The sequence below is a fragment of the Bradyrhizobium sp. CCBAU 51627 genome, from assembly GCF_028128765.1.
GTDB lineage: Bacteria > Pseudomonadota > Alphaproteobacteria > Rhizobiales > Xanthobacteraceae > Bradyrhizobium.
Genome location: NZ_LBJG01000005.1, coordinates 79145 through 98501 on the forward strand (window position 1 = coordinate 79145; position 19357 = coordinate 98501).

Genomic DNA, 19357 nt, shown 5'->3' on the forward strand with positions numbered 1-19357 from the left:
TCCAGCTGTGTCTGCTGAGCAACTATTCCTGACAAAGTGTGTCGCGCGGCGATCTGCCGCATTGCGGCGGCGCCGAGCGATCAAGCCTCAAAAGCGAACGAATTCCGGGACTTGCTTCAATGGCCCCATGGCGCTTCGCCGCGCCCAAGGCGTTCGGTGATGTCGGCCTGAAACATAGGCGGCCCGAACGCGAACCACTCATCGCCGATCTGATAGACGAGCAGCCGCCTGTTCTCGGCGCAAAATCGCGTCAGCCAATCCAGCGCTTTCTTCTTCGGCTGCTCACCGACAGGCACCACGACGTCGACCGGCAGGCCGCGCCAGACAAAATTGGCGGCCAGCATGATCATGCTGGATTGATCGGGGCGCATCCAGTCCGGCAGCGGGCTCGAAGCGACCAGCCAGCCGCAGACGAATTCTCGGCAGGGGTGTTGTGGGCGTTCGGGATAGATCGAGCATCGGTGCGCGACGCTGAACGGGCACGGTTGTCCCTTGCGCACCTTGTGTCCGCGCACTTCGATCTGCAGCCAGCCGTCGCAGCAGGCCGTGCAGCTTCCGCAGGTTCTGGTGACGTTGCGGCTCACGGGCGAAACCGGTGCTCCAGGCGCATCTCGATCGCCTAGGGACTAGCAGCACCATTCGCGGACGAGCAAGACCTGCGGCTTGCGTTCCCGCGCGCGCCTACGCGTACAGATATCCGACCGGCTTGCCTTCGGTGCGCAAGGGACGAAGGTCCCTCTGCGTGATGATCTGGCCGGCGAGACCGTCGATCTCGTCGCGCTGCGTCGGTGTCCAGCTGCGAAGGTTCTCGATCCCCTTGAGAAGGCCGAGCCGGAGCACCTGGGTGTTCTCGCCGACCGCGATCAGGCTGATCGCATTCTTGCCCGCGGTCACGACGTCGCCGGCGCCGAGCCCGAAGATCTCGCCCGCCTTGTTCTTGAACTCGGCCGTGCCGCGAATGACGCGATAGATCACGACCTCGCCCTTCACGAAGCAGGTGGCGTCTGCTGAAGCCGATGTGCTCTTCGGCAGCAGCGACTGGCCGCGCGGATCGGTCGCGATGATATGGCCGGTGACGAGCTGCCCGCTCGGCGCTTCGATCCCGATATCGCGCACGTAAACCGGTTGCGCCGATTTGACGGAGCCGTCACAGAGCGGCTTGAACAGCGCATCCAGCGCCAAGGGATCCTGAAGCCAGAAGCCAGCATTGGCCGGGCGATCATGCAGCTCGTGGCTCCAGGCCACGCGCGGCGTCTCGGCTTCGTCGATCTCGCCAGGTCCGACGATCGTCGGATTCGGAAAGGTGGTAGGGTCGGTGATGAAGGCTTCGAGGAATTTGCCGGAATAGCCCATCGAGATCGGATCAGGCACCACCGTCTGCGGCGTCTTCAGGTTTTCTTCGGTCGAAAGACCCGACCATGTGTAGAACAGCTGGCGATGCACGATCGCGCTTTGCAGCATCACCGCGCCGGGGCCGACATTGTAGAAGCGCCCGTCATAGTCGAACGTGAACGCGCCCGAGGTGACCAGCACGAGCTGAAAGCCGCCTGGCGGCAGATGCAGATGGAAATCGGTGGGGCCGGTGTCCGGGCGATAGATCGGTAGGTTGGTCGCGACCTCGTGGAGCAGGAAGGTCTCGTTGTTGGCGTGAAAGCCATCGTTGGCCCGGTTGTAGAGCGCTTGCGGGCGATAGGTCGCTTCGAACTTCGCATTCCTGTGGCGGTCGATCGCGACGAAGTCCTTGATGTTGAGGCGGAGCGGCGCGCCGTTCGGGTGGGTGAGGCCAGTCGTCCTGAGATCGCCCGCAGCATGCACGTTCATGACGTTCTCCGCTCTGCGCCGTTGCTTCGCTTGGCAAGCATCGTTGCGAATTTTGGGCCAGTTCGTTCGCGAAGCTGCAAGCGAGCCCGCGCTGCGGCGTGGGGAGATCCGTTCAGGGAAGAATCTAGTGGTTGCACGGGACGTTAGGTCGCGCAGCGGCTTATGTCGTCCGATGTCGCGCGGCGGCCCAGCGCTTCCGGAGCAACGAAGCGATTTGTCTAATTTGTCAGCAAGTTCGCCAGAGCGCGTGCAGCGGCGCCGGACGGCCAATCGGCGCGCTGCCAGCGCAAAGATGCCGCGGCTGGGTAGGGCTTGATTGACAAAATGTTCATGTTTTGTTCTTATGCTGCCACCGAGATGGAGGCCGCCATGGACAACCGCATCAACGACATCAGAAGAACCATCAGAGCGCTCCGCGTCAGCATGCGCGAGGCTGAGGCGATCATGCATGAGCAGATCAATCGCGATGAGGATTGCAGCTTCGTGGCGCAGGAAATCATCAAGATGCGCTCGGTCATGAGCCTGCTTGCGAAGGAGCGCACCGCACTGGGCGATTTCGAGCCGATCGTCGTGAGCAGCTTCTTCATCCCGCGGCGGCGGTCGGCGCGTAAGCTCGCTGCTGCACCTGCGACGGCCGTCGAGTCTGTGTTCCGTCCGCGCCTTGTGGCGCGGGTTTGACGGTGAGAGTGACTCAATCCAAGGCGTGAGGCGCGGCCCGACCCGGCTTGCCGGCCGGGCTGTCTGCCCACTTCGCCATCTCCATGGTTCGCGCGTCGAGGCTCTCGCACCAGAAGCAGTTCGGCCGCGTGCGGCCGTTCTCGGACAGGATCGGGACCAGGCTGTGGCCGCAACCGGCGCAGCAGGTGATATCAGTCATGCATTCCTCGACTGCGTAGCAATTTCAGGGATGACGTTGTCGTTGGCGAAGCTTGCGCGAGCGCTATGAACGCGCTTGAGCATTGCGTCTGATGGGTGCGCTCGTGCCTGAAATCGTCGGTGCCGCGATCCAGCGGCCCATGCGGCTTCCTGTCGCGCGATGAGTGCGCGTGAGTTGCACCAACGATCTGCCCGCTCTGGAGTTCCCTGAGTTCGAAACGGGTTGCGTTAATCTCCTCGCGGTGTAGAAGACGCCCTGGGTGCTCGCTGCACGTGGCAGCGACAGGTCGAGCGATGGTCGGGCCGCCACGCAGGATGCGTGTGCCATGAACGACCAGCTGCCCGGCAGGCAATTGCCGAAACCCCTTCCCCTCGTCGAACGCGCGCTCGTCGCGCTCCAGCAGTTCCTGCACATCGAGGCCGTCAGCGGTGGCGTGCTGCTCGTGGCTGCAGCCGCAGCATTGCTGTGGGCCAACTCACCCGTTGCCCATTCCTATCATGATGTCTGGAACCTGCCGATCCCGCTTCGGTCAGGCGAATTCGCATTTACGCGATCCCTGCACTTCTGGATCAACGACGGATTAATGACGGTCTTCTTTCTGGTCGTCGGCATGGAAGTCCGTCGCGAAATCCACGAGGGCGCACTGAGCCGGTTCGACCAGGCGATCCTGCCGGTGCTGGCGGCCGTCGGCGGCGTGATCGTGCCCGCGCTGATCTATCTGGGCTTCAACAACGTCGCAGGCCGCAGCCAGGGCTGGGCGATTCCGACGGCGACCGATATCGCCTTTGCCGTCGGCGTGCTCGCCCTGCTCGGACGATCGATCCCCGCCAATATCCGCATCTTCCTGCTGGCTCTCGCCATCATCGACGACATCATTGCTGTTCTCATCATCGCACTGTTCTACAGCAGCGGGCTCGATCTCAACGGCTTCCTCGTCGGATTCCTCGGCGTGCTGCTGGCGTTCGGGCTGCAGCGGCTCGGCCTGAACTCCGCGTTTGCCTATATCCCGCCGGCTCTCATTGTCTGGGTGGGCTTCCTCATGGCTGGCGTCCATCCGACGCTCGCGGGCGTCGTGCTCGGCTTGATCACGCCGGTCCGCTCGGCGCAGCCCAAAATCGTGCCGCCCGTGATCCGCGTCGAGGCGGCGCTGCATCCCTGGGTCGCTTACATCATCATGCCGCTGTTCGCGCTGGCCAATGCCGGTGTCGATCTCCGGAATGCCGAGCTCAGCGGCGGCGCCGAATTCGTGACGCTCGGCATCGGACTTGCGCTCTGCGCGGGAAAGCCGATCGGCGTGATCGCGGCGACCTGGCTTGCCGTGCGTGTCGGCCGATGCCGACTGGCGCCGGACGTGACATGGGCCGGCGTCTGCCTGATCGGGCTGCTGGCCGGCATCGGCTTCACCATGTCGATCTTCATCGCCATGCTAGCATTCACCGATGAGCGATTGCTGGACGCCGCGAAGTTCGGCGTGCTGCTCGGCTCGCTCATCTCGGTGACGCTCGGCCTCGGCTGGGGCGCGGAATACGCCTCCCGGCAGCGCGTGCACGACGATCACTGATGCGGCGGCTGGTCGCAGTCATGTCGGCTTGATTCCGGCTCGCCCGGCTTTATCTCCGGGGAGAACAAGAATCCGGGCCCCTCTGGCGAGGACGCCGACCAAGGTCGGCAAACCTCGTGATGTCGGATGACCTGTCCCGCGCGAATGCGATGGATCGGCCGATTGTCCGGCCTTCTCAAGTTCCCTCCGATCAATCGTCCCCATCGCAGCTCCGTGCGGCCATTTCGCAAGATTGAGGAGCAACGATGCCTGACGCCAACACTTCCACCCCGACCGAGATTGAGATCACCGAGCCGCGCAGCTTCAACGAGCAGGCTGCCGCGGCGCTGGTGATATCAGGCGCGCTGGTCGCCGTGGCCGACCGGCGCGTGTCGCCGGTCGAGCGCGACGAGGTGATCCGCTTCATCAGGGAGCGCGAATTGGCGCCGCATATCGGCGATGACCGCCTGTTCGAGATGTTCGACGAACTGGCCGAACGGCTCGAGGAGCCTGATTTCGCCAATGTGGTGATCGATACGCTGCGGCCGGTCTCGGACCTGCCGCTCTCGTCCCATCTCATCGAGCTGTCGGAGCGCGTTGCGGCTGCCGATGAGGACGTGCATCCACATGAAGTGCAGGCAATCAAGCTGTTGCGTCTGCTGACGCTGGTGCTGCCGCGCGCGAAGCCGGTCGGGCCGGTCGTGATGAACTCGACCGCGAAGGCTTGAGCATGAGCGCAGCTTCGGACGAGCAAACGAGGAGATCCGAGGGCGCCGGCGGCGACGCGCGGCTTGACGCACTCGTTCAACGGCTGCCGCCGCGCCTTGCCGGCAGCGTCGACTATCTCCTGCAACCCGCCAGCCGCTGGGTCCGGATTCCCTCGGGCGCGCTGCTTGTCGTCGGTGGCGTGCTGTCCTTCCTGCCGGTGCTCGGCATCTGGATGCTGCCACTCGGCCTTGCACTACTCGCCGAGGACGTGCCGGCGCTGCGAGCGTCGCGCTCGAAGGTCTTCGACTGGATCGAGCGCCGCAAGCCGCACTGGCTGGATCCGTCCGTTTCGAAAAAATGATGCGACATGACTGAGTTCATCACGGCCGAGGCGCTGACCGCGCTGCTCCAGGTCGTCCTGATCGATCTTGTGCTCGCCGGCGACAATGCCGTCGTCATCGGTCTTGCCGCGGCGGGCCTTCCGGCCGGGCAGCGCCGCCGCGCCATCGTCGTCGGCATCATCGCGGCCACCGGCTTGCGCATCGTCTTTGCCGGCGTCGCGACCCAGCTTCTGCAGGTGATCGGGCTACTGCTTGCCGGCGGCATCCTGCTGCTGTGGGTGTGCTGGAAGATGTGGCGCGAGCTGCGGGAGCAGTCCGCGCATTCCAGCGAGCTCGCGTTCAGCCACGGCGGCGGGGCACGCGCCGCACCGGCGTCGCGCAAGACGTTCAGGCAGGCGGCGTTGCAGATCGTCGCCGCCGACGTCTCGATGTCGCTCGACAACGTGCTCGCCGTTGCAGGTGCGGCGCGTGAGCATCCCTACGTCCTGGCCTTCGGCCTCCTGCTATCGGTCGGACTGATGGGTGTCGCCGCCGATCTGCTCGGCCGCGTGCTGCAGAAGCAGCGCTGGATTGCCTATGTCGGCCTCGCCATCATCGTCTACGTCGCCTTCGAGATGATCTATCGCGGCTCGCTCGAGTTGGCGCCGGTCATCGCAAGTCTCTAAGCCCTGCCTTCGTCTTCCTGGAGTGATTGATGTCGTCTGAACCCAAAACAGCTTTGGCCGGTCCGCCGGTCGGCTTGTTTCCGCGGCTGATCTTCGGCTCGCGGTGGCTGCAACTGCCGCTCTATGTCGGCCTCATCGTCGCGCAGGCGGTCTATGTGCTGCTGTTCCTGAAAGAGCTGTGGCACCTGGTCGCGCATTCGTTCGACGCCAGCGAGCAGCAGATCATGCTGGTCGTGCTCGGCCTGATCGACGTCGTCATGATCTCGAACCTGCTTGTGATGGTGATCGTCGGCGGCTACGAGACCTTCGTCTCGCGCCTGAACCTGCGCGGCCATCCCGACGAACCGGAATGGCTGAGTCACGTCAATGCCAGCGTGCTCAAGATCAAGCTTGCGATGGCGATCGTCGGCATCTCCTCGATCTCGCTGCTCAGGACCTTCATCGAGGCCGGCAATCTCGGCACCACGCGCAGCAATTTCACCGAGACCGGCGTGATGTGGCAGGTGCTGATCCACCTGACCTTCATCGTCTCGGCGATCGGTATCGCCTGGGTCGATCGCCTCGGCGACGCCGCGCACCGCAAGGAGAACGGCCACGGCTGAGTCGCGATCCGCGCCTCAGCTGCGATAATGCGAACGCCGTCCGCGCGCCAATGTCTCGGACGGCATTTCGCCGAAGGCGCGCTTGTAGCCGATCGAGAAGTCGCCGAGATGCCAAAAGCCGTTGGCGAGTGCCGCGGCCTTCACGGTCAGACCGCCGCCTCCGGCCATGAGGAGGACGCGAACGGCCCACAACCGCTTGAGACGCAAATAGTGATGCAGGCTGACGCCATGCACCACTTGCGTCGCGGTCTGGAGCGTACGCACGGAGACGCCGAGCGCCATGGCGAGGTCATCGCTGTAGAGCGGTTGGCTGCCGAACAGCTCGACGACCTCGTCGAGCCGGGCAATCAGTTTGCGATGCCTCTCGAACGAGCCGGGGCGGGGAGCACGCGCTTCTGCCGGGACAAGGGCCGCGTCGAGGCCGGCAAGTACCGTTTCCTGGATCGGGCGGTTGAGCGTTTCGAACTCCCGGGCATCTTCGCATGCCGAGGCCAGCGAGAACATCTCGAGAAAAACGGCGCGCAGGCGGGCCATCGGATCGTCCTGCACACGGACAGACGCGAGCCCGGTATTGAAATCCGCCCATCCGCGGTGCCGCATGTCCGAGTTGAAGCGCAGCATCAGGTAGGTATTGGGCTGGTGCTCGATCGACACGACGGGCGCCTTGCCGCGCACGACGCCGATCGTCGAACTGTCGATTTCGACGCCATTGGTGATGGAGTGAAAGGTGAGCGGGACAACGAGGCCGATGCCGGTATCCGTTCCCATCTCGGCTTCAAAGCGCCGCGCGAAGGCGCGTTGCAGTACGAAGAGCCCGCTCTGAAGCGGCAGGATTGCGCGTGCCAGGGAGAATTCGCGCGGACGAAGCGGCGTGCTGGTGCCGAGACCGAGCACCTCGTTGGCGCGAAACTCGCTGAAATCCGAGAAGCGCTCGATATTCAGGACTCGCGATGGCTTCAGCCGATCGACCGGCATGTTTGAATCCTAGAGGGCGCGAAGGGCGCTGGCGGAAGCCGCAAGGGATATCAACGCCTGACCATCAGCCATATTCCGGGAAACTACTGCCAGATCAGCAGATCACGCGATGTGCGGATATGCTGCATTCTCCCGCCGCTCGCGCTCGCCCAGTTCGCGGACCAGCTCCTGGAGAAATGAGTCGGTGAAGGCAGGCAGGGTGCGCTCGGCGCGGACGTAGATGCCGAGATCCGACCATACCGGGCTGCCGGCATTGTCGAGCGGCAGGAAGACGAGCTGTGCGACGCGCGATAGCCTGATAATGCCGAGCTGGGTCTGGAAGGCGACGCCGACGCCGCGCGCGGCGAGCTCGCGCATCAGGTCGATCGAGTCGGCCTGGATCGCAGGCTCCGGCGTCTCGGAGAGCTGCGCGATCAGCGGCTGCAGCAGATGGTAGATCGACAGCTCCGGCAGCGCCTGAATGACCGGGAACGCGAGGCATTGCTCCAGCGTCACCGTCTTGCGGCGCGCCAGCGGATGCTCGCGCGCCACCAGCGCGCCGAGGCGAAACCGTTTCAGCGCGACCTGCCGCAGATCAGGTGGATGCCTGAGCGCGATGGCGATGCCGATATCGGCTTCACCCCGCCGCAGCGCTTCGAGCACGTCGGACGATCCCATCACCATGGTGGTGAAGCTGACGCGCCGGGCCCGGCTGCGGTGAGCGGCGATCAAATCCGGCAACACCGATTCCGTGAGGGACTCGATGCAGGCGATGCTGATAGCGCCGTGCCAGGCGCCGGAGAGGGATGCGACATCCGAGCGGAAACGGTCGAGGTCCTGGAGCACGTTCATGACATGGCGGGCCAGCATCTCGCCTACCGTCGTCAATGTCAGGCCGCGCGCGGTCCGTTCGAACAAGGGTGATCCAACCTCTTGTTCAAGCTTGAGAATCTGACGACTGACGGCGGACGAAGCGACGTTGAGGAGGCGAGCGGCGGCTCGGATCGAGCCGGTACGGCGGACGGCGTGGAAGTACTGGATGGCGGGTGAGTGAAAGCGCATGGGTCCCCCGGATGGCATTATAGCCGTTGCCGAAACGGCAGCAACATGTACGAATTTCTCTGCCTTTTGAGAACGCTTACTTCATCCTAGTGTCATGTGCCGACGGGCCCTCAGGCCCGCACGACGACGCGCCCGCAACCATGCGGCAGGGGATTTGGGGTGAACGAGACGATCGTATGCGAGCCGGAGCACGGGCAGGATACCCGTCTCGTCGACCGCCGCCGCGCGGCCGCTTATGTCGGCGTGACCGCCGGCCGTTTCGAGCAACTGGTGCGCGACAATGTCGTGCCGCCGCCGGTCATGGTCGATAACAAGCGGCGCTGGCCGATTGCGTTGCTTGACGACGCCAGGGACGCGGTCGGCGGCAGCATGCCGCCGCCCCCGGCAGTGGGCGCGGATGTCGAGGCGCGTCCGTGCGACCGCGACGCCGTGCCTGCTGCGCGAGAGCTGCCCGATGCGTCCTGGTTCGAGCAGCGCGCGAGCTTCGTGCAGCGCGTCCGCCGCTCGCTGCTGTCGGGCAACGAGATCCGGCTGCTGCGCGAATTCAAGCTGCTCAAGCAGAACGAAATCAGCATGTACGGCTACTATGGCAGCTTCGAAGCGCTGATGGTGCGCGGCTACATCGTCGAGATCGACCGCAAGCCGCCATCGAGCCGTCCGCTGGTGACCTATCGCCTCACCGTGTCGGGCCAGCAGGTGATTGCGGCGCTGAAGGATGAGCCGGTCTACTGACCGGACGCGCAGGTTATTTCAGGATCTCGCGGGCTGCCGGATGGATGTCACGCATCGGTTCGACCGGCGATGGCGGCTGGCCCGATCAATTCCAAGGAAGGCGCCGAGGACGCTTTCAAGGTTCGGTTCTCAATCCCGAAGGACGAGCAGAGCCTGCTAGGCGAAGCGCTAACCCAGCCGACGCCGGAGATGATCGTGCGTCCGAACTGATCGTCACGACTTGCGGGAGCGGACGATGTCGCTCCTGAGCGCTTCCAGATCCTTCTGCACGGCGCGGGCGGCGTCGCGCTCGATCTTGCGGTAGCGCGCGACGAGTTTTTCGCCGAACGCAGTCAGCATTGCGCCGCCGCCGTTCTTGCCGCCGGCCTGCGGCTCGACCGCCACCTGTCCGCAGATGCGGTTGATCTCGTCGACAAGATCCCAGGCGCGCTTGTACGACATGTCCATGGCGCGGCCGGCACCGGAGATCGAGCCTTGCTCGCGGATCTGCTCCAGAAGCTCGATCTTGCCGGGCCCGATCCGGTCGTCTCCGTCGAGGTCGATGCGAAGGCTGAGCTGGGGCAGCGATTTGGCGCTCGCGCGCGACATGACGGGCTCTCCCGAATGGCTCCAGACTGAAATTGCCATTCTCGCCCTTCGCCAACAAGGTGAACGCAGCATCCGGCGGATGATGTCGAGGATGCGCCGCATCGGCTCGTCTCGAGGAGGGCGCGCTTGCAGACGAAGAAACAATCCTCGGCGAGGATGCGCACCTTTGCGAGATCGATAAGATTGTCTGCAATCCGCTTAAGCCCGGCAAACCGTGCGAAACAAGAAACAGGGCGCCTTAAACCAGAGCTTTGGAACCGACCTGCATCCTGTGCGCAAAAGGGCAGGGCATCGTCATGTCAGTTCTCAAGGAGGTTATCGCAGCGGTCGCGGGAGTCTATGCGCTCCTGTTCGTTTGCGACGCATTGTTCGGGGTCGGCGAGGCGCGCTTCGACGATTCCTATTACAGCGCCAGCTTCTACGCGCCGAAGCCGCAGGAATTCCGCTTCGCCAGCGACACGCCGCCGGCGACCCGCGTCAGCGACGCCTTCGCGCAGTTCTCGGCGACTGAGGCCAAGCCGAACAAGCGCTATTCGTCGCTGGCGACGATCATCCGCTAAGCGCGCTCGGCGGCGTGATCACCTGGATGCTGTCTCGCGCGCTGCGGGATCAGGAGCAGGCAGACCATCATGAACGCGGCGATCACGGCGGAAGCCAGCGGCCGGCTCAAGGCCAGCCCGCCTTGATCGAGCGGCTTGTCGAGGAAGTCGCCGACGGTGGCACCCAGCGGGCGCGTCAGAATGAACGCAGCCCAGAACAGCGTCACGCGCGAGACGCGGGTCCAGAAATACAGCGCTGCGATGACCGCAAGCCCCGTCGCGAAGATCAGCGCGCCGCCGCGATAACCCATGTCGCCGGTGTCGGCGATCCAGTCGCCGAGTGCGGTGCCTAGCGTCTGAGAGAAGGTGATGGCGCCCCAATAGAAGGCTTCGACCCGCGGTGTGCTGACGCTGTTGACGGAGATGGTTCCCTCAGCGCGATACCAGAGGCCAAGCACCAGCACGAGGCAGGCGAGCAGCAGCGACGATCCGCCGGTGTAACCGATGCCGAGCGATCGGTCGGCGAAATCGGCCATCGTGGTTCCGAAGGTGGTCGAGGCCACGATGGTCGCCCAGTACAGCGCCGGGTGGAATTTGCTTGCGCGGATTTGCGCGGCGACGAGGACAATCATCGTCGTCAGGAACAGGCATGTGCCCGCAAGATAGCCCCAGTTCAGCGTCATCGTGACCGTGTCGCCGCCGGTCTCGCCCAGCGTCGTGGCGGCAATCTTAATGATCCAGAAGCCGAGGGTGACTTCGGGGACCTTGCTTTCGCTGAGGGGCCTGTCCTTCATAAAACCTTCCATGGCGTTCTCATTGCTGCGCATTGTGTGGAATCCTCAAGCCCTGGCGACACTGTCCATCACGGAGAGCAGATCGGTGATCGCCTGCTTGCATTTCGCCGCGTCCAGCGAACTCGCCCGGAGCGCTTCCAGTGCGCGGTCGATCGCCTTGTCTACGGAGTGCCAATCGGCCGCAGCGCGCGGCTTCAATCCGGCTTCGGCCTCGTCCCATTGGGTCTCGAGATCCTTGATCCTCGTCTTGGCGCCGGTCAGGTCGCCCTTGTCGATCAGCGCTGAGACATCGACAACGATGCTGCGGAATCGTGTGAGCTCGCCGAGCTTGGCAGTTGCGGCCTCCGCGAGCGGCGCGAAGTTGAAATGCTCGCTGGGGGACATGTTCGGCTCGCCGGCAAAGATCGTCACCAGACAAACGGCAAGGGCCGGAGTCAGTTTCATCGGTCTCTCCTGGCGTGGGTCCTGCGTTCGTGCAGGATCGGTTGAAGCTGCAACTGGGTTACTGCGCGGGATCTGCGCGGCGCACGCCTTCGCCTTCGAATGTCACCCAGACAACGAGGCCGACGATCACGGTGAGGAAGGTGATACTGGTCTGAATCGTGCCGAGGCCGATGCCGCCATAGTCGCGCGACTGCGACAGCAGATCGCCGAGCGAAGCGCCGAGCGGCCGGGTGAGAATGTAGGCAAGCCAGAAGGTGAGAACGGGGCTGGCACCGATAGTGTAAAAGACGACGACCGCGACGATCAGGGTGCCGAAGACAACGACGCCGAGCTGGAAGCCGAGCCCGAGCGCTTCCGTGGCGAGATCGCCGGCCGCGGTGCCGAGCGCGAAGGTGAACAGGATCGCGGTCCAGTAAAACAGCTCGCGCCGTGTGGTGACGATGCTGCAGATCGACAGCGTTCGCTCGACAGCGTACCAGATGACAAAGGTCGCGGCGAGCGCAGCGGCGAAGGCGGCGGTGCTGACATAGAGGCTGATCTCGAGCTTGTCGGTGAGAAGGTCGGTGAGCTGCGTGCCGACGATGCTGACGAGCACGACGGTCAGCCAGTAGATCCACGGCACGTAGGCGCGGCGGCTGAATTGAAGCAGGAGGGCGGCCGCCAGCAAGCCGGTCATGCAGATCGCGGTCAGGCTGGCGCCGAGCCCGACATGCACCGCGAGATAGTCGGCGCCGGTCTCGCCGACCGTGGTCGAGAGGATCTTGATGACCCAGAAGATCGCGGTGACCTCCGGAACCTTGTTCAACATCCGTCTTGCGCCGAAGCCTGAATATTGCGACACGCCCAAATCTCCCAAAGCCGAAGCGATACGCCATCGTCGTGCGGGGGACTTAGGCCCGACTTAGGACGAGATATTTCCTGATGGGGCCGCCTTCGCCGCAATTTGGGCCGGCTGGCATCTCCTAACTCTGCGCTAAGTCGTGGTGGGCAGCATGTGACGGCCGGATGGTCCGGCAGACCTTGAGGATCGATTTTTGCGAGTACTGCTGATCGAGGACGACAAGATGGTGGGCGCCGCCGTCGAGCAGGCGCTGAAAGATGCCGCGTATGCCGTCGACTGGGTCAGGGACGGGGAGACCGCGCTGCTTGCCGCGAAAAGCGAATCCTACGAGGTGCTGCTGCTCGATCTGGGTCTGCCGAATGCCGATGGTCGTGACATCCTTCGGCGGCTGCGTGCGGATGGTCGCACGCTTCCCGTCATCATCGTGACGGCACGTGACGCGATTGACGACAAGATCGAGGGGCTCGATCTCGGTGCGGACGACTACCTCGTCAAGCCGTTCGAGATCCGCGAGTTGCTGGCGCGGATGCGCGCGGTGACTCGGCGCGAGGCCAGCGGCTCGCCGCCGCTGCTCGGCAACGGAGCCCTGCGGCTGGATCCCGCGAGCCGCGAGGCGTCCTTTTTCACGAAATCTGCGGTGCTCACCGCGCGCGAATTCGCGCTGCTTCAGGCGCTGCTGGCACGGCCCGGCACGATCCTGTCACGCAGTGAGCTGGAGCGGCAGCTGTACGGCTGGAACGAGGAGGTCGCGAGCAACGCGATCGAGTTTCTGATCCATGCGGTGCGCAAGAAGCTCGGCACGGATGCGATCCGAAATGTGCGCGGAGTTGGCTGGATGGTGGATCGGCCATGATCAGGTCCTTGCGGGGCCGTCTGTTCGCCGGTCTTACTGTGATCATCCTGCTGACGGGAATCGTTGGCGGCCTGCTCGCCCATCGCTGGGCGTTCGATGAGGCCATCGAGATGCAGGATTCCGTCCTGATCCAGATCGCCGGCCTCGTGCTGTCAGGCAGTCTCGCCGGTGGCCGGGAGCTGCGCGGTGTGGATGAGGATGCCGAGGTCTGGTTGATCGATCAGGCTTCGGAGGACGACGCCAAGCTTTGGAGCCTCAAGGACGGTCTCGCGCTGGCGACACGAAAGGGGCAGCCGATCCGCGTGCTGCTGCGAACGCGGCCAGACGGCACACGGTTCGCAGTCGCACAGCGCACCTCCGTGCGCGACGAGATCGCCGGCGACATGGCGTTCCGTACCGTGCTGCCGATAGCAGCACTCATTCCCTGTCTGCTACTGATCACCGCCATCGTCATCGCGAGCTCGCTGCGGCCGATGGTGCGTCTTGCCGGCGATCTCGACGACCGACCTGCCGATGACATGACGCCGCTGCCGGCGGCGCAGATGCCGAGCGAATTGCATCCCTTCATCGCGTCGATCAACGGATTGCTGCAGCGAATGCGTCTCCTGATGGACCAGCAGCGCCGCTTCGTGGCCGACGCTGCGCATGAGCTGCGCACGCCGATCACGGCGTTGAGCCTGCAAGCGGAGAATCTTGCTTCCGTCGATCTGCCCGTCAGTGCGCGTGACCGCGTGGCGGCGCTCCGGCAGGGGATCAGCCGGACCAGACATCTTCTGGAACAATTGCTGGCGCTCGCGAGACAGGACATCGGATCGCCAGACAGAGCGACAATCCCGGTCGTTGCGTTGGATGAGGTCGCAAAAGAGATTGTTGCCGATGCCATGGCCGGAGGGGTTGGTCGCGGCACCGATCTCGGTTTTGCGCGGCTCGAGCCGGCCATGGTTCGCGCCGAAGCCGTGGTGCTCGCCGCCCTGGTCCGCAATCTGCTTGATAACGCACTCCGTTTCACGCCTCAGGGCGGACGGATCGATGCGTGGGTTTATCGGGACGGGGACGCGGCGATCCTCCGGATCGAGGATAGCGGGAGCGGGGTTGCGCCCGAGGAGATCAACCGGATCTTCGAGCCGTTCTTCCGCGGCCAGCATCCGGAAGGCGATGGCGTCGGGCTTGGCCTCTCGATCGTCAAGCGGATCGTCGATCGGCTCGGCGGATCCATCGAGGCGGTGAACATTGCCGAACCCGGACGATCCGGACTGCGGGTCCTGGTCAAATTGCCTGCCGCCTCTGCCTGACCGTCACTCCCCCTGGATCCATTCCGCGACGCCGCGCCACAGCGTGTCCCGGTGCTCGGGACGAAAGAAGCCGAAATGGCCGATCGCCTTGGCGCCGACGTCGGATGGCTTGACGTCGAGCACCTCGGGCTTGATCGCGGTGAAGCCTGATGTCAGCAGCTCGACTGCCGGCCGCGTCGCCCAGGGATCGTCGGAGAAGCAGAGGGCGCGCAGCTCGCCCTTGAACTTTGCAAAATTCTCCAGCGCCGGCAGTTTTGAATCGAACAGATAGCGCGGGCTCGAGACCCAGTCCGCCCATTGCAGGAACACGCCTTTGGGCAGGTCCTCGCCGATGCCGGCCCAGCCCGGTGCGTAACCAAGCGCGTGCGTGAGCGGAACGCCAATGAGGCTCATGAAGGCGAAGACGCGATATTTTTCCGGCGACGTCATCAGACGCCAGTGCCTGCGATGCGATGAATGCGGCGCGCGAAATCTCGCTGTTGTTTTCGATCAGCCCGAGCGCCTGACCGCCGTAGGAGTGGCCGACATAGGCAAGGGGCAGGGTGCCGTAGCGCTCGCGCATCCAGCGCACTGCGGCGGTGACGTCCTGCGCGGCCCAGTCCGCCATCGAAGCCTTGAAGCCGACCAGCGATTTCGGCCGGTTGTAGCCGACTATGGCCGGCCGCCGGGAGCCGCCGATGCCGCGATAATCGTAAGTGAGCACCGCGCAGCCGCGATGGGCGAGGTAGGAGGCGAAGCCCCGATAGATCTTTCGCGGGACGGCGGTCGCCGAATTGATCAGGACGGCATGCCGTTTGGCGCCGCGCGGCAGGAATAGGGTGCCGGCCAGCGCATACCCGTCGGTCGCCGGGAAGCTGATCTCGTCGATGAAAACGTCGTCCAGTGGCGCATCCATGGATGGAAGCTGTCTTGCCGGTTTCCTCAACCGCCCCCTAGCAAATGCGAATTCGGCTTTGCTCGCAAGGGTTTGCAATGCGAAACGGATTTACAACTGGCGGTGTCGTGCCAGCCTGTGTATAAGGCGGCCCTCGCAACCCACAGATCAGGTTGCGCTTTTTTGCTTCACGGAGAGATTGCGATGTCCGAGCGGTGGACGCCCGAGTCCTGGCGCAGCAAGCCGGTGCTACAGGTGCCCGAATATCCCGACGCCAAGGCTTTGGCCGACGTTGAGGCGCAGCTGGCAACCTTTCCGCCGCTGGTATTTGCCGGCGAGGCACGCAATCTGAAGAAGGCGCTGGCCCGTGCTGCGGCCGGTGAGGCCTTCCTGCTCCAGGGCGGCGATTGTGCCGAGAGCTTTGCCGAGCACGGCGCCAACAACATCCGCGACTTCTTCCGCGTGCTGCTGCAGATGGCGGTGGTGCTGACCTATGCCGGCGCCGTGCCGGTGGTGAAGGTCGGCCGCATCGCCGGCCAGTTCGCAAAGCCGCGGTCGTCGCCGACCGAGAAGGTCAATGGGGTCGAGCTGCCGAGCTATCGCGGCGACATCGTCAACGACATTGCCTTCACCAAGGAAGCGCGCGTGCCGGATCCGCAGCGCCAGCTGATGGCCTATCGCCAGTCGGCCGCGACGCTGAACCTCTTGCGCGCGTTCGCAACCGGCGGTTTTGCCAATCTCGGCAGCGTGCATCAGTGGATGCTCGGCTTCCTGAAGGATAGTCCGCAGTCCCGCCGCTACAAGGAATTGGCTGACCGCATCTCGGACGCGCTCAATTTCATGCGCGCCTGCGGCCTCGATCTGGAGAGCCATCCCGAGTTGCGCGCCACCGATTTCTACACCAGCCATGAGGCGCTGCTGCTCGGCTACGAGCAGGCCTTGACCCGCGTCGATTCCACGACCGGCGACTGGTATGCGACCTCGGGCCACATGATCTGGATCGGCGACCGCACCCGCCAGCTCGATCATGGTCATGTCGAATATTTCCGCGGCATCAAGAACCCGATCGGCCTGAAGTGCGGACCGTCGCTCAAGCCCGACGAGCTGTTGAAACTGATCGACGTGCTCAACCCCGACAACGAGCCGGGCCGGCTGACGCTGATCAACCGCTTCGGCTCCGACAAGGTTGCCGATCATCTGCCGGGCCTGATCCGCGCTGTGAAGCGCGAGGGCAGGGTGGTGGTCTGGTCGTGCGATCCGATGCACGGCAACACCATCACCTCGACAACGGGCTACAAGACGCGGCCATTCGATCGCGTGCTCTCCGAGGTGAAGTCGTTCTTCACGATCCATGCGGCGGAAGGGACCTACGCCGGCGGCGTGCATCTGGAGATGACCGGCCAGGACGTCACCGAGTGCATCGGCGGCGCCCGCGCCATCACGGACGAGGATCTCAACGACCGCTACCACACGGTCTGCGATCCCCGCCTCAACGCCGAGCAATCCATCGACATGGCTTTCCTGATTGCCGAGTTGCTGAAGCAGGAACGCGCCGGCAAGGTCCGGCCGATGCCGACCGCAGCGGGGCTCTAGGACCTTGCTGCGCATTTGGAAGGCCACGATCAATTCCCGCAACGGTCTGGCCTTTGCGTTCCGCTCGGAGCAGGCTGTCCGCGAGGAGATCTTTGCACTAATCCTGTCACTGCCGGTGGCGTGGCTCGTCGCAGCGACTGCGATGCGCGCAGTCGAGCTGGTCTGCGCGGTCGCCTTCGTGCTGGTGGTCGAGCTGCTCAACACCGCGATCGAGAAGCTCGCCGACCGCCTGACCATGGATCACGACAAGCAGATCGGCCGGGTCAAGGACATGGGCTCGGCCGCGGTTGGCGTTGCGCTGCTGATGGCCGGCGCATTCTGGATCATCGCCATCATCGAGCGATTGGGATTTCTCTAAAGCGAGGACGGCGGCCATGACCGAACGTCTCAACGCATTCGCGGTCACGCTCGCCCAGCTCAATCCGACCGTGGGCGACATCGAGGGCAATGCCGCCAAGGTGCGGGCCGCGCGTGTGCAGGCGGCAGCCGATGGCGCCGATCTCGTGCTGTTCCCGGAATTGTTCATCGCCGGCTATCCGCCGGAGGATCTGGTGCAGAAGCCGGCCTTCCAGGCCGCTTGCCGCTCGGCCATGGAAGCACTCGCGCGCGAGACTGCCGACGGCGGGCCGGCCATGCTGGTCGGCGCGCCCTGGGTCGAGGACGGCAAGCTCTACAATGCCTGCGCCCTGCTCGACGGCGGGCGCATCGCCGCGCTTCGCTTCAAATGCAATCTGCCGAACTACGGCGTGTTCGACGAGAAGCGGCTGTTCTCGCGTGGGCTCGCGGCGGGTCCCGTCACCGTGCGCGGCGTGCGGATCGGCGTGCCGATTTGCGAGGACATCTGGCTGGAAGAATCCGAAGACTACGAGAACGTGGTCGAGACGCTGGCCGAGACCGGCGCCGAGATCATTCTGGTGCCGAACGGCTCGCCCTATGCCCGCGACAAGAACGATGTGCGTCTGTCGGTGGCGGTCGCGCGGGTCACTGAAAGCGGCTTGCCGCTTGTCTATCTCAACCAGGTCTGCGGCCAGGATGAGCTCGTGTTCGACGGCGCGTCTTTCGTGCTCAACGGCGATCTCTCGCTCGCGGCGCAGTTGCCGGCGTTCGAGGAGAGCATCACCACGCTGCGCTTCACGCGCAACGGCGACGACTGGCGCTGCACCGGTCCCATCGCGGAGCAACCCGAGGGCGACAAGGCCGACTACGCCGCCTGCGTGCTGGGCTTGCGCGACTATGTCGGCAAGAACGGCTTTCCCGGCGTGCTGCTCGGCATCTCGGGCGGTATCGACTCAGCACTCTGTGCGGCGATTGCGGTCGACGCGCTTGGCGCCGATCAGGTGCACGGCGTCATGCTGCCTTACCGCTACACCGCGGCGCATTCCATTGCCGATGCCGGCGAACTCGCCGGCCATCTCGGCATCCGCTACGAGGTGCTACCGATTGCGGAAGCCGTGCTCGGCTTCGAGACCATCCTGTCCGGCCTCTTCAAGAATCTGCCGCCCGATATCACCGAGGAGAACCTTCAGGCCCGCACGCGCGGCACGCTGCTGATGGCAATCTCGAACAAGACCGGGCTGATGGTGGTGACGACTGCCAACAAGTCGGAAATGTCGGTCGGTTACGCCACGCTCTATGGCGACATGAACGGAGGCTTCAATCCGATCAAGGACGTTTACAAAACGCAAGTGTTCCGGCTGGCGGCGCTGCGCAACAGCTGGAAGCCCGAGGGCGCGCTCGGACCCGCGGGCGAAGTGATCCCGCCCGACATCATCACGCGTCCGCCGTCGGCCGAATTGCGCGAGAACCAGACCGATCAGGATTCATTGCCGCCTTACGACGTGCTCGATGCGATCCTGGAACGTCTGGTCGAGCGCGAGGAACCGCTTGACCAGATCATTGCCGGCGGCTTCGACCGCGAGACGGTGACCCGCATCGACCATCTGCTCAATGTGGCCGAATACAAGCGCCGCCAAGCTGCGCCCGGCGTGAAGGTGACGCCGAAAAATTTTGGCCGCGATAGGCGTTATCCCATCACCAACCGCTTCCGCGATCGCGGGGAGACGTTGCCCGCGCCCGACGAGACGCTGGTCTCGCGCGGCAGCAAGGCGTCGATCGACGCGTTCGAGGGGTAGGGCAGGGCTTCTGAGGCGGACGCTGCTGCCACACAACGCGCTGTCATCATCCGCGAAAGCGGATGATCCAGTACTCCGCGGCGGAGATTGCCAGAACCGATTTCC

24 protein-coding genes are annotated in these 19357 nt (G+C 64.3%); 14 read left to right on the forward strand and 10 right to left on the reverse strand.

Annotated features, from left to right (window positions below):
* Positions 1-116: 116 nt before the first annotated feature.
* Positions 117-584: a hypothetical protein gene (locus XH88_RS02525; RefSeq protein ID WP_271613846.1), complete on the reverse strand. Its 468-nt coding sequence runs from the start codon at positions 582-584 to the stop codon at positions 117-119.
* Positions 585-681: 97 nt separating this feature from the next.
* Entirely contained in the window at positions 682-1821 is a 1140-nt protein-coding gene (locus XH88_RS02530; RefSeq protein ID WP_271613847.1) for a hypothetical protein, read from the reverse strand.
* Positions 1822-2190: 369 nt separating this feature from the next.
* Between XH88_RS02530 and XH88_RS02535 the strand changes: the two genes are divergently transcribed.
* Positions 2191-2499 carry a hypothetical protein gene (locus XH88_RS02535; protein ID WP_271613848.1) on the forward strand — a complete coding sequence of 103 codons (309 nt, stop codon included), beginning with the start codon at positions 2191-2193 and terminating at the stop codon, positions 2497-2499.
* 13 nt (positions 2500-2512) lie between these two features.
* Here the strand turns inward: XH88_RS02535 and XH88_RS02540 are convergent, their stop codons facing one another.
* Entirely contained in the window at positions 2513-2698 is a 186-nt protein-coding gene (locus XH88_RS02540; protein WP_271613849.1) for a hypothetical protein, read from the reverse strand.
* A 325-nt stretch (positions 2699-3023) separates the two neighbouring features.
* On the opposite strand from XH88_RS02540, the gene nhaA reads away from it, so the two are divergent.
* From nhaA to XH88_RS02565, 5 genes are all read left to right on the forward strand, one after another.
* Positions 3024-4259: a Na+/H+ antiporter NhaA gene (gene nhaA / locus XH88_RS02545; RefSeq protein WP_271613850.1), complete on the forward strand. Its 1236-nt coding sequence runs from the start codon at positions 3024-3026 to the stop codon at positions 4257-4259.
* Between the two features lie 245 nt (positions 4260-4504).
* On the forward strand, positions 4505-4966 hold the full coding sequence (locus XH88_RS02550; protein ID WP_271613851.1) for a tellurite resistance TerB family protein: 462 nt from the start codon (positions 4505-4507) through the stop codon (positions 4964-4966).
* 2 nt (positions 4967-4968) lie between these two features.
* Entirely contained in the window at positions 4969-5307 is a 339-nt protein-coding gene (locus XH88_RS02555; protein ID WP_271613852.1) for a hypothetical protein, read from the forward strand.
* Positions 5308-5313: 6 nt separating this feature from the next.
* Positions 5314-5952 carry a TerC family protein gene (locus XH88_RS02560; protein WP_271613853.1) on the forward strand — a complete coding sequence of 213 codons (639 nt, stop codon included), beginning with the start codon at positions 5314-5316 and terminating at the stop codon, positions 5950-5952.
* 29 nt (positions 5953-5981) lie between these two features.
* Positions 5982-6554, forward strand: a complete 573-nt coding sequence (locus tag XH88_RS02565; protein WP_271613854.1) for a TIGR00645 family protein — start codon at positions 5982-5984, stop codon at positions 6552-6554.
* Between the two features lie 15 nt (positions 6555-6569).
* On the opposite strand, the gene XH88_RS02570 is transcribed toward XH88_RS02565, so the two are convergent.
* Together XH88_RS02570 and XH88_RS02575 are read right to left on the reverse strand one after the other, a co-directional pair.
* The gene (locus XH88_RS02570) at positions 6570-7529 is read right to left on the reverse strand and encodes a helix-turn-helix domain-containing protein (RefSeq protein WP_271613855.1); all 960 of its coding nucleotides are present in this window, start codon (positions 7527-7529) and stop codon (positions 6570-6572) included.
* Positions 7530-7631: 102 nt separating this feature from the next.
* Positions 7632-8570 carry a LysR family transcriptional regulator gene (locus tag XH88_RS02575; protein ID WP_271613856.1) on the reverse strand — a complete coding sequence of 313 codons (939 nt, stop codon included), beginning with the start codon at positions 8568-8570 and terminating at the stop codon, positions 7632-7634.
* A 159-nt stretch (positions 8571-8729) separates the two neighbouring features.
* Between XH88_RS02575 and XH88_RS02580 the strand changes: the two genes are divergently transcribed.
* Together XH88_RS02580 and XH88_RS02585 are read left to right on the forward strand one after the other, a co-directional pair.
* Positions 8730-9302 (forward strand): hypothetical protein, encoded by a 573-nt coding sequence (locus XH88_RS02580; protein WP_271613857.1) that lies wholly within the window; start codon positions 8730-8732, stop codon positions 9300-9302.
* 69 nt (positions 9303-9371) lie between these two features.
* Positions 9372-9512, forward strand: a complete 141-nt coding sequence (locus tag XH88_RS02585) for a hypothetical protein (RefSeq protein ID WP_271613858.1) — start codon at positions 9372-9374, stop codon at positions 9510-9512.
* A gap of 3 nt (positions 9513-9515) precedes the next feature.
* On the opposite strand, the gene XH88_RS02590 is transcribed toward XH88_RS02585, so the two are convergent.
* Positions 9516-9890 carry a winged helix-turn-helix domain-containing protein gene (locus XH88_RS02590; protein ID WP_271613859.1) on the reverse strand — a complete coding sequence of 125 codons (375 nt, stop codon included), beginning with the start codon at positions 9888-9890 and terminating at the stop codon, positions 9516-9518.
* A 296-nt stretch (positions 9891-10186) separates the two neighbouring features.
* Between XH88_RS02590 and XH88_RS02595 the strand changes: the two genes are divergently transcribed.
* Positions 10187-10450 carry a hypothetical protein gene (locus tag XH88_RS02595; RefSeq protein WP_271613860.1) on the forward strand — a complete coding sequence of 88 codons (264 nt, stop codon included), beginning with the start codon at positions 10187-10189 and terminating at the stop codon, positions 10448-10450.
* On the opposite strand, the gene XH88_RS02600 is transcribed toward XH88_RS02595, so the two are convergent.
* From XH88_RS02600 to XH88_RS02610, 3 genes are all read right to left on the reverse strand, one after another.
* Entirely contained in the window at positions 10447-11223 is a 777-nt protein-coding gene (locus XH88_RS02600; protein ID WP_271613861.1) for a COG4705 family protein, read from the reverse strand. The genes XH88_RS02595 and XH88_RS02600 overlap by 4 nt on opposite strands.
* A 45-nt stretch (positions 11224-11268) precedes the next feature.
* Positions 11269-11607, reverse strand: coding sequence for a hypothetical protein (locus XH88_RS02605; protein ID WP_271614341.1), 339 nt, complete (start codon positions 11605-11607; stop codon positions 11269-11271).
* Positions 11608-11725: 118 nt separating this feature from the next.
* Positions 11726-12475 carry a COG4705 family protein gene (locus XH88_RS02610; protein WP_271614342.1) on the reverse strand — a complete coding sequence of 250 codons (750 nt, stop codon included), beginning with the start codon at positions 12473-12475 and terminating at the stop codon, positions 11726-11728.
* A 226-nt stretch (positions 12476-12701) separates the two neighbouring features.
* Here XH88_RS02610 and XH88_RS02615 point away from each other — a divergent pair, with 226 nt between their 5' ends.
* Positions 12702-13361, forward strand: coding sequence for a response regulator (locus XH88_RS02615; protein ID WP_271613862.1), 660 nt, complete (start codon positions 12702-12704; stop codon positions 13359-13361).
* Positions 13358-14653 carry an ATP-binding protein gene (locus tag XH88_RS02620; RefSeq protein WP_271613863.1) on the forward strand — a complete coding sequence of 432 codons (1296 nt, stop codon included), beginning with the start codon at positions 13358-13360 and terminating at the stop codon, positions 14651-14653. Before XH88_RS02615 ends, XH88_RS02620 begins: the two co-directional genes overlap by 4 nt.
* Here the strand turns inward: XH88_RS02620 and XH88_RS02625 are convergent.
* Complete coding sequence (locus tag XH88_RS02625; protein WP_442868406.1) at positions 14628-15548, reverse strand: alpha/beta fold hydrolase; 921 nt, start codon at positions 15546-15548, stop codon at positions 14628-14630. The two genes, XH88_RS02620 and XH88_RS02625, sit on opposite strands and share 26 nt — an antisense overlap.
* A gap of 183 nt (positions 15549-15731) precedes the next feature.
* Here XH88_RS02625 and XH88_RS02630 point away from each other — a divergent pair, with 183 nt between their 5' ends.
* From XH88_RS02630 to XH88_RS02640, 3 genes are read left to right on the forward strand one after another with little or no spacing between them, the layout of a single operon-like run.
* Positions 15732-17120 carry a class II 3-deoxy-7-phosphoheptulonate synthase gene (locus XH88_RS02630; RefSeq protein WP_271613864.1) on the forward strand — a complete coding sequence of 463 codons (1389 nt, stop codon included), beginning with the start codon at positions 15732-15734 and terminating at the stop codon, positions 17118-17120.
* Between the two features lie 4 nt (positions 17121-17124).
* Positions 17125-17478, forward strand: coding sequence for a diacylglycerol kinase (locus XH88_RS02635; RefSeq protein WP_271613865.1), 354 nt, complete (start codon positions 17125-17127; stop codon positions 17476-17478).
* A 16-nt stretch (positions 17479-17494) separates the two neighbouring features.
* Positions 17495-19252 (forward strand): NAD+ synthase, encoded by a 1758-nt coding sequence (locus XH88_RS02640; protein ID WP_271613866.1) that lies wholly within the window; start codon positions 17495-17497, stop codon positions 19250-19252.
* Positions 19253-19357: the final 105 nt, after the last annotated feature.